Here is a 5,936-nt window from a genome sequence, read left to right on the forward strand (position 1 = left end):
GGGCCCGGCCACAGCCTTCTCATCGTTCTCTTATTTCGGCCTTATGCCTTCATCACGCGCCGTACCTAGCTTGCGGCCATGTTCTTCACCTACCTGAGGCGCGAACTGCGCCGCCGCAGAAAGGCGGCCCTCGTCGTCGCCTCCGGGCTCGCCCTGGGCATAGCCCTGGTCATCGTGGTCAGTTCCGTGTCCTCGGGCATGGAAAAGGCCCAGGGCAAGGTCCTCCAGTCGCTGTACGGGCTGGGGACCGACATGACGGTCACCAAGGCCGCCGCGCCGGCCACCGGTTCCAGCGAGCGCCCGCGCTTCAACTTCGACGCGAGGGAGAGCGGTTCCGACAAGGAGCAGAGCAGCGACCGCGTCATGGTCCAGGGTTTCCAGACCCTGGCCTCCTCCACCGTCGCCAAGGTCGGCTCCCAGAACGGCGTCGCGGACGCCGTCGGCGGACTGAGCCTCCAAGTCATCCGGGTCAACGGCCAGTTCACCCGCGGTCAGTTCCAGCAGGCCCCCAACGGCGGCAACCAACAAGGCGGTCGGGGTGGCGGTGGCGCCCAGCCCTCACCGCAGGGCACCGTCAAGGGCGGCGGCGCCGACTTCGACGTCAACAACTACTCGGTCTACGGCACCGACGTCACCAAGCCCGCCCTGGGCCCGCTGACTTCGTCGAAGATCACCAGCGGTCGTACGTTCAAGACCTCCGAGACGAACGCCAAGGTCGTCGTCGCGGACACGTCGTACGCCAAGGAGAAGAAGCTCAAGCTCGGCGGCACCGTCACCGTCAAGAGCGTCAAGTACAAGATCATCGGCATCGCGACACCCGACAGCGGTGACGCGGCGGCCAACCTCTACATGCCGCTCCAACAGGCGCAGACGCTCAGCGACTCCAAGAACAAGGTCACCACGATCTACGTCAAGGCGTCCGACTCGCAGCAGATCTCCGGCGTCAAGAGCACCATCCAGAAGAACATCTCGGGCACGACGGTCACCACCTCCGCCGACCTCGCGGACACCGTCTCCGGCTCCCTGTCCACCGCCTCCGACCTCGCCTCGAACGTCGGCAAGTGGCTGTCGATCGCGGTGCTCGTGGCCGCGTTCCTGGTCGCCGGACTGCTCACCTCCTCCGCCGTCTCCCGCCGGGTGCGCGAGTTCGGCACCCTCAAGGCACTCGGCTGGAAGTCGAGCCGGGTGACCCGCCAGGTGGTCGGCGAGGCCATCGTCAACGGCCTGGTCGGCGGCGCCCTCGGTATCGCCCTCGGCCTCGCGGGCGCCTACGTCGTCACCGAGATCAGCCCCAACCTCCAGGCACAGCTGGGGAACACGGGCGGCGGTGGCTTCGGCGGCCCGGGCGGCGGTCCCGGCGGCGGTGGCTTCGGCGGCCCGGCACGGCAGACCGCGTCCAAAGCCCTCGACGTCGCGCTCACCGCGCCCGTCAGCGTCGACACCATCGTCGTCGCGGTCGCCCTGGCCGTCGCCGGCGGTCTGATCGCCGGCGCCTTCGGCGGCTGGCGGGCCTCCAGGCTGCGCCCCGCGGACGCCCTGCGCCGCGTCGAATAGGCCCCGCCCCTCACGTACTTACGTATCCCAGGAGTTGCACCATGTACGAACTCAGAGGCGTCACCAAGCGCTATACGCGGGGCAAGGAAACGATCGACGCGCTCGCCGGAATCGACCTGACGATCGGCGACGGCGACCGGCTCGTCATCCAGGGCCCCACCGGTGGCGGCAAGTCCACCCTTCTCCAGATGCTCGGCGGGCTCGACCGTCCCACCGCGGGCAGCGTCGAACTCGACGGCACCGACATGGCGAAGCTGTCCGAGGCGAAACTCACCAGGGTGCGCAGCGAGAACATCGGCTTCGTCTTCCAGAGCTTCAACCTGATCCCCACGCTCACCGCCCAGGAGAACGTCGAGACCGCGCTCGTACCGCTCGGTGTGAAGACGAAGGAACGGCGTGAACGGGCCGCCGCGGCACTGGAGTCCGTGGGGCTCGCCGAACGGCTCGGACACCTGCCCGCCGAACTGTCGGGCGGTCAGCAGCAGCGTGTGGCGATCGCCCGCGCCCTGGTCAAGCAGCCCAAGGTGCTGCTCGCCGACGAGCCCACCGGCAACCTGGACGAGTCCATGCGCGACGAGATCATGGACGTACTCGAAGCCATGTGGAAGGAGCACGGGCTCACCTTCATCATGGTCACGCACGACTCCTCGATCGCGAGGAAGGCCCCGCGCGTCGCGACCATCCGCAAGGGGAGGATCACCGTCAAGGAGAACGCGGGAGCGTAGCGGGACGGGCCGACCCCCTCCGTCCGCGACGCGGGCGGAGAGATGTGCCAGGAGCGAACGGGCCACCGGAAAGAGGGCTTCCGGTGGCCGTTCGTGTTTGTGTGGGGGCATGACCGTTTCGACAGTCGAATACATCCGCTACCGGATTTCCGAGCAGCAGTCGGCGGAGTTCCTCGCCGCCTATACCCGGGCCGCGGTCCAGCTCGCCGCGGCTCCGCAGTGCGTCGACTACGAACTCGCGCGCTGCGAGGAGGACTTCGAGCACTTCGTCCTGAGGATCACCTGGACCTCGACGGAGGACCACGTCGAGGGCTTCCGCAACTCCGAGCTCTTCCCCGACTTCCTCGCCGAGATCCGCCCCTTCATCGGCAACATCGAGGAGATGCGCCACTACAAGCCGACGTCGGTGCGTGGCCCGGGCGCCTCCGTGCCCACGCTCTACGCCTGGGCGGGCGGCGACGAGGCCTTCACCCGCCTCACCGAGGCGTTCTACGACAAGGTCCTCAAGGACGATCTCCTGGCGCCCGTGTTCGCGGACCTCGCCCCCGAGCACGCCGCTCATGTCGCCCTCTGGCTCGCTGAGGTCTTCGGCGGACCGGCGGCGTACTCCGAGACCCAGGGGGGCCACGGTCACATGGTCGCCAAGCACCTGGGCAAGGGCATCACGGAGGCGCAGCGCCGCCGCTGGGTCAATCTGCTCCAGGACGCGGCCGACGACGCGGGACTCCCCACCGACGCCGAGTTCCGCTCCGCCTTCCTCGCGTACACCGAGTGGGGCACGCGCCTGGCCGTCTACTTCTCCGGCCCGGACGCGAAGCCGCCGGCGGAGCAGCCGGTACCGAAGTGGACCTGGGGGGCCGCGCCGCCGTACCAGCCGTGACGCCCGGCCGGGCCCCGCGGGGCTGCCCCGTCGCCCGCACCGGTGCGACGGGGCGACCACCGGGCGAAGGCCCACCCCCCATCCCGGCGCGGCGACGGGACGACGCCTCCCGCCGCACGACGGCCACGGGGTCACGCGTAGCGGGGGTGGCGTCTACGAGGGCGACCTCTACGAGGGCGACGCGCACCGGGGGTGACATCTACAGGAGTTACGCGTACCGGGGGTGACGTCTACTGGGGTGAGGAAGTGCCCGCGCGGGTCGCGTCGGTCCCCCACGAGGCCAGCAGCCGCAGCGCCTCCGCCGAGCTCGACCCCGGCTCCGCGTGATAGGTGACCAGCGCCAGCTCGGCATCGCCGACCAGCCGGAACGACTCGAACTGCAAGGCGAGGTCGCCCACCAGCGGATGCCGCAGCAGCTTCACCCCGTGGCTCTTCTCCTTCACGTCGTGCGTCGCCCACAGCCGCCGGAAGTCCTCGCTCTTCAAGGACAGTTCACCGACCAGCGCCGCCAGCCGCGGGTCGTCCGGATGGCAGCCCGCGTCCATGCGCAGCAGACAGACGATGTCGATCGCCTTCTGCTCCCACTCCACGAACAGGTCCCGGTACTCGGGCCTGAGGAAGACCATCCGCGCCCAGTTCCGCTCCTGCGGCGGCAGCTCCGACCAGTCCCCGAAGACGGCCGCGGCCATCCGGTTCCAGACGAGCACGTCCGAGCGCCGCCCGGTGATGTACGCGGGAACGCCGTCGAACGTGTCGAGCAGCTGACGCAGGGCACCCCGCACCTGCTGCGGCCGGGCCGTCTGCTTCTTCTTGTGCTGCTTGGGCTTCGCGAGATGCGTGAGGTGGTTGTGCTCGGCGTCCGTCAGGCGCAGCGCCCGCGCGATCGCGTCCAGCACCTCCGCCGACACATTGCGTCCGTTGCCCTGCTCGAGGCGCGTGTAGTAGGCGACGGACACCCCGGCCAGCTGGGCCAGCTCCTCGCGGCGCAGCCCGGGCACCCGGCGGTGCCGTCCGAAGTCCGGCATGCCGACGTCCTCCGGCTTCAGCCGGGCGCGGCGGCTGCGCAGGAACTCGCTGAGCTCGGCGCGCCGGTCCAGCGGGTGAGTGGCCCCACCGGCGGGCCCCGCAGAGGGCTGTTCATCCATCCGTCCAGTATTCACCGTCGTACGCAGGCGAGCCTGACCCCGCCAGTAGTAGGACCAGCGAACATACGCAGAGCCGTGACCTGGGTGAATCCCGAGGGATCGGGCAGGCTGGAAGCCGTGCCCGACGGAAGACAGCCGGGCACGGTCCACCCCCTCCCGAGGAGAACCCCGGCATGACCACTGTCGCCGCGTACGCCGCTCCCGCCGCCAAGGCCCCGCTGGAGCGCACCACCATCGAGCGCCGCGAGGTCCGAGAGCACGACGTCCTGATCGACATCAAGTTCGCCGGCATCTGCCACTCCGACATCCACCAGGCCCGCGAGGGCTGGGGAGAGGCCATCTTCCCGATGGTGCCGGGCCACGAGATCGCCGGCATCGTCTCCGAGGTCGGCTCCGGCGTCACCAAGTTCAAGGTCGGCGACCGCGTGGGCGTCGGCTGCCTGGTCGACTCCTGCCGCGCGTGCGACAACTGCAAGGCCGGCCTGGAACAGTACTGCACCGGCGGTGGCGTGGGCACGTACAACGCCGTCGGCAAGGACGGCGAGCCCACCTACGGCGGCTACTCCGAGAAGATCGTCGTCGACGAGAACTACACCCTCCACATCCCCGACGGCATCTCCCTCGACGTGGCCGCGCCGCTGCTCTGCGCCGGCATCACCACGTACTCCCCGCTCAAGCACTGGAACGCGGGCCCCGGCAAGAAGGTCGCCGTCCTCGGCATGGGCGGTCTCGGCCACATGGGCGTCAAGATCGCGCACGCGCTCGGCGCCGAGGTCACGGTCCTCTCCCAGTCGCTGCGCAAGAAGGACGACGGTCTGAAGCTCGGCGCCGACCACTACTACGCCACCAGCGACCCGAAGACCTTCGAGGAGCTGCGCGGCACCTTCGACCTGATCCTGTCCACGGTCTCCGCCCCGCTGGACCTGGACGCCTACCTCGCCCTGCTGCGCACGGACGGCGCCTTCGTGAACGTGGGCGCGCCCGAGGAGCCGGTCCGCCTCAACCTCTTCTCGGTGATCGGCGGCCGCAAGACCCTCGCGGGCTCCGGCATCGGCGGTATCCAGGAGACCCAGGAGATGCTGGACTTCTGCGCCGAGCACGGCTTCGGCGCCGAGATCGAGCTGATCAGCGCGTCCGAGATCAACGAGGCCTACGAGCGGGTGCTGGCGAGCGACGTCCGCTACCGCTTCGTGATCGACACCGCCACGATCTAGCGCTCCTGGCCGACCTCGACCTCGACCTCGCCGGCCTGGCCAACGCCGCGGTCCTGGCCGACGCCGCGGTCCTGACGGGCCAGGCCAGGCAGTCCTGGCCGGTCCGATGCGCATGGCCTCAGGGCGCCGTTCCCGTCGTACGACCGGAACGGCGCCTTCGTGCTTCCGGCGCCGACCGTTCGTACGGCTGCCGGGTCCGGCCGCAGACCCCGGCGGCGGGGGCGGCCCGTCCGGGAAGGCGGTCCCCCGCGTTCGGGCGCGCGCCGTCCGGGTCTCTCCGGCCGCCGGCTCTTCTGCCGTGCTCCGGCCTCCCCGGACGGGGTGCCTAGTGCCGCGACAGGCAACGTTCGCCCCGTCGCGACTCCCGGCACGCACTCTCGCCGCACCGGCCGAAAGCCCAAGTACATCCAGTACGAGG

At 70.0% G+C, this 5,936-nt stretch carries 5 protein-coding genes; 4 read left to right on the top strand and 1 reads right to left on the bottom strand.

Features of this window, described 5'->3' with window-relative positions:
* The first annotated feature begins 78 nt into the window (after positions 1 to 78).
* From ACFWBT_RS41180 to ACFWBT_RS41190, 3 genes are all read left to right on the top strand, one after another.
* Entirely contained in the window at positions 79 to 1,554 is a 1,476-nt protein-coding gene (locus ACFWBT_RS41180; protein WP_385709417.1) for an ABC transporter permease, read from the top strand.
* A 41-nt stretch (positions 1,555 to 1,595) separates the two neighbouring features.
* Entirely contained in the window at positions 1,596 to 2,279 is a 684-nt protein-coding gene (locus tag ACFWBT_RS41185) for an ABC transporter ATP-binding protein (RefSeq protein ID WP_385709420.1), read from the top strand.
* Positions 2,280 to 2,388: 109 nt separating this feature from the next.
* Positions 2,389 to 3,159, top strand: a complete 771-nt coding sequence (locus ACFWBT_RS41190; RefSeq protein WP_385709423.1) for a group II truncated hemoglobin — start codon at positions 2,389 to 2,391, stop codon at positions 3,157 to 3,159.
* A 230-nt stretch (positions 3,160 to 3,389) separates the two neighbouring features.
* Here ACFWBT_RS41190 and ACFWBT_RS41195 read toward each other — a convergent pair whose 3' ends face one another.
* Positions 3,390 to 4,304 (bottom strand): helix-turn-helix domain-containing protein, encoded by a 915-nt coding sequence (locus ACFWBT_RS41195; RefSeq protein WP_385709425.1) that lies wholly within the window; start codon positions 4,302 to 4,304, stop codon positions 3,390 to 3,392.
* 173 nt (positions 4,305 to 4,477) lie between these two features.
* Here ACFWBT_RS41195 and ACFWBT_RS41200 point away from each other — a divergent pair, with 173 nt between their 5' ends.
* Positions 4,478 to 5,518: an NAD(P)-dependent alcohol dehydrogenase gene (locus ACFWBT_RS41200; protein WP_385709428.1), complete on the top strand. Its 1,041-nt coding sequence runs from the start codon at positions 4,478 to 4,480 to the stop codon at positions 5,516 to 5,518.
* The last annotated feature ends 418 nt before the right edge of the window (positions 5,519 to 5,936 follow it).

It is taken from the genome of Streptomyces sp. NPDC060027, from assembly GCF_042737005.1.
Lineage (GTDB): Bacteria > Actinomycetota > Actinomycetes > Streptomycetales > Streptomycetaceae > Streptomyces.